The sequence below is a fragment of the Streptomyces sp. CC53 genome (genome assembly GCF_001865245.1).
In the GTDB taxonomy this organism is placed as follows: domain Bacteria; phylum Actinomycetota; class Actinomycetes; order Streptomycetales; family Streptomycetaceae; genus Streptomyces.
This window is the reverse complement of the sequence record NZ_MKXB01000090.1, coordinates 1-3,436: the sequence shown is the minus strand read 5'-3', so window position 1 is coordinate 3,436 and position 3,436 is coordinate 1. Positions and strand designations below refer to the sequence as shown.

3 protein-coding genes are annotated in these 3,436 nt (G+C 72.2%); 1 reads left to right on the top strand and 2 read right to left on the bottom strand.

The window, feature by feature from the left end; translation table 11 throughout:
• Positions 1–153 precede the first annotated feature (153 nt).
• On the bottom strand, positions 154–756 hold the full coding sequence (locus BJP40_RS08210; protein WP_371258610.1) for a cysteine hydrolase family protein: 603 nt from the start codon (positions 754–756) through the stop codon (positions 154–156).
• A 117-nt stretch (positions 757–873) separates the two neighbouring features.
• On the opposite strand from BJP40_RS08210, the gene BJP40_RS08205 reads away from it, so the two are divergent.
• Positions 874–1,872: a GlxA family transcriptional regulator gene (locus BJP40_RS08205; RefSeq protein ID WP_071279806.1), complete on the top strand. Its 999-nt coding sequence runs from the start codon at positions 874–876 to the stop codon at positions 1,870–1,872.
• On the opposite strand, the gene trpS is transcribed toward BJP40_RS08205, so the two are convergent.
• Positions 1,839–2,843: a tryptophan--tRNA ligase gene (trpS, locus tag BJP40_RS08200; protein ID WP_071279804.1), complete on the bottom strand. Its 1,005-nt coding sequence runs from the start codon at positions 2,841–2,843 to the stop codon at positions 1,839–1,841. The genes BJP40_RS08205 and trpS overlap by 34 nt on opposite strands.
• Positions 2,844–3,436 lie beyond the last annotated feature (593 nt).

The window sequence follows — 3,436 nt, the reverse complement described above, 5'->3', positions numbered from 1 at the left end:
CCCGAACCACCCCAAACCCGACGGGGGCACCTTGACGAAAGACATAGAGGCACCCCCCCGTCAGGGGCGGCCCGCCGACACCGGGGTGGGCGGCCGTTTCCGCCGTGCCCGCCCCGACTCCACGAGGGCCACCGCGCCGCCCGGTGACGAGGCTCAACCAGCCGGCCCCTCCAGCACGTCCCGCGTCGTCACCACCCGGGCGAAGCCCCCACCGTGCAGCGTCACCGCGGTCGCCCGGGTCAGCTCCTCCGCCGTCTGCGTCCACCCGAAGGGCCCGGCCAGGTCGAAGGTGTGCATGGCGTCGATCGGGAACAGCACCTCGTACCCGAGGTTCCCGCCCATCCGCGCGGTCGTCTCGTTGCACATGTTCGTCTGGATCCCCACGACGACGATCTGCGCCACCCCCGCCCCCCTCAGCCAGGCGTCCAGGTCGGGCTCCCCGTAGAACGCGGAGTTCACCGACTTCGTCACCAGCAGCTCCGGCCCTGCACCCTTCCCACGGCGTCCCTCCACCACGTCCTTGAACGCGTTCCCCGCGGCCCCCGCCCGCAACGGCGACCCCGGCATCACCGAGTCGTGCCGTACGAAGGCGACCGGCCGCCCCGACTCCTGCCACGCGTCGATCAGCGCGGCGATGTTCTCCTCGGCGTCCGGGTTGTTCCGCCGCCCCCAGACCGGGTCGTCGAAGCCCTTCTGCACGTCCACGACGACGAGCGCGGCGTCCGCCGCCACCCGGATGCTTTCCGTCATCTCCATGCAGCCGATCCTGCCGAGGCCCCTCCACCCCGGGCCAGCGGCAGGAACGCCACGCGTCGATGGATCCCCGCCACCCCTCCCAGCCGCAACCCACACCCCACCTGCCACCCTGGCCCCATGTACCGCGTCGCCCTCCTCGCCTTCCCCGGCATTCGCGCCTTCGACGTCACCGTCATCACCGAGGTCTGGGGCGAGGACCGCACCTCCCGCGGCGTCCCGCCCTTCGAGCTCCGCCGCGCCGCCGCCGACCCCGGCACCCCCGTCGCCATGCCCGGCGGCCTCTCCCTCAGCCCCGACCGCCCCCTCACCTGGCTCGACCAGGCGGACCTGGTGATCGTCCCGGGCATGGACGACCCCGAGACCCCCGTACCGGCCCCCGCCCTCGAAGCCCTGCGGCGCGCCCACGCCGCCGGCACCCCGGTGGCCGCTCTCTGCGCGGGCGCCTTCGCCCTCGGCCAGGCCGGACTCCTCGACGGCCGCCGCGCCGTCACCCACTGGTACCTCTCCGACCGCCTCCAGCAACTGCACCCCACCACCACCGTCCAACCCGACGCCCTCTTCGTCGAGGACGACGGGATCTGGACCTCGGCGGGCACCGCCGCGGGACTCGACCTCTGCCTGCACCTGGTCCGCACCGCGCACGGCGCGGAAACCGCCGCCACCCTCGCCCGCGCCCTGGTCACCGCCCCCTTCCGCACGGGCACCCAGGCCCAGTTCATCGAGCGCCCCACCCCGCGCGCGGACCGCGACGCCGACGCCCTCGCCGCCGTACGCGCCCACGCCCTCGCGCACCTCGACGTCCCCCACACCGTCGCGAGCCTCGCCGCCCACGCCGGCATGTCCGCGCGCAGCTTCGCCCGCCACTTCCGCGCCACCACCGGCACCACCCCCCTCCGCTGGCTCACCGCCCACAGGGTAGCCGCAGCCCAGAAGCTCCTGGAGCACACCGACCATCCGCTTCCCGAAGTGGCCCGCCGCGCGGGCTTCGGCAGCGAGGTCACGATGCGCCAGCACTTCGCCACCCAGCTCTCCACCAGCCCGCGCGACTACAGAGCGGCCTTCCGCCGGACCTCCGGCGGCGCTCAGACCGGCGGCATCAGCCCCACGGCCCGATAGGCGCGGTCGACCAGGGGCCGCGCCAGCTCCCGCGCCCGCGCGGCCCCCTCCCGCAGGACCCCGTCCACGTATCCCGGATCCGCGACCAGCTCCGCGTGCCGCTTCCGCAGCGGCCGAAGCAGCTCCACCACCCCGTCGGCGACCTCGCGCTTCAGCTCCCCGTACGAGGAGTACTCCCCGGCCAGCGCCGCCGGATCGCTGCCCGCGCCCCGGCAGGCGGCCAGCACGTCCAGCAGGTTCGCGAGCCCCGGCCGCTCCTCACGGTCGTAGACGACGTCGTGCCCGCTGTCCGTGACGGCCCGCATCACCTTCCGCCGCACCACCTCCGGCTCGTCCAGCAGGAAGACGACCCCGCTGCCGGCGTCCCCCGACTTCCCCATCTTCGAGGCGGGGTCCTGCAGGTCCCGCACCCGCGCCGCGACGGCCGGATGCGTCGCCTTCGGCACGGTGAAGGTGTGCCCGTACCGCTGGTTGAACCGCACGGCGAGATCCCGGGTCAGCTCGACGTGCTGCGCCTGGTCGTCCCCCACCGGCACCTCCTCCGTGCCGTACGCAAGGATGTCCGCCGCCATGAGCACCGGATACGTCAGCAGCGACAGCCGCACGCTCCCGCCCCGAGCCCGCTCCTGCGCCGACTTCTCCCTGTACTGGATCATCCGCCGCATCTCCCCGTCGGTCGCCGTGCACTCCAGCAGGTACGACAGCCGCGCGTGCTCATCCACCTGGCTCTGTACGAACAGGGTGCAGCGCTCCGGCTCCAGTCCGGCGGCCAGCAGCAGCGTCGCCGCCTGCCGGCTGAGCCGCCGCACCCGTGCGGGGTCGTGCTCCACGGTGAGCGCGTGCAGATCGACAATGCAGAACAGCGCCTCCGCCCGGTGCTGGTCGACGTCGACCCACCGGCGGACGGCCCCCAGGTAGTTCCCCAGTGTCAGGTGCCCGGTCGGCTTGACCCCACTGAAGATCCGCTTCACGACGTTCTCTCCCTGCTGTCGTCCGGAGCCGCCGTTCCCGGCGGCCACCCCCCGGACCGGAGGGAGAAACACGAACGGCCGCCGAGGCGGCGGCCGTTGTCTGCGCGTGTGTCAACGAGGCCGCCGTCAGGCGGCCCACCAACGAAGGGTGCACACGTGCGCTGTCATGCGTGCAGCGTACGGGACCGGGACCCGAGTTGACAGTGGGATCGTGCATCCGTAGTGTTCTCCGAGTTGTCCGACGTGAGCGCCGACCCCGGTCGGTCCCCGGACAGCCATTCCGCAAGAACCACCTCCTGTGAGCGACACTCTGTCGCGCCACTCGTTGTGCGCTTTTGAGGAATGAAGAATCCACGTTCGAAAGAACGGGAAGCCCGATTAGCGTCGGGCCCCCGGATTCGCTAAGGTTCACGGCGTCGGAACGGCCGCAGGGCCGGGAAGACAAACCCCTCTGACTGGGAATCAGGCCCGAAAGGATCTGATAGAGTCGGAACAGCCGGAAAGGGAAACGCGAAAGCGGAGAACAGCCCGGCAGCCCGCTCCAGCGGGTGGCAGAAACGGAAAACGGATCTGCTAAGCTGGAAGCACCGAAG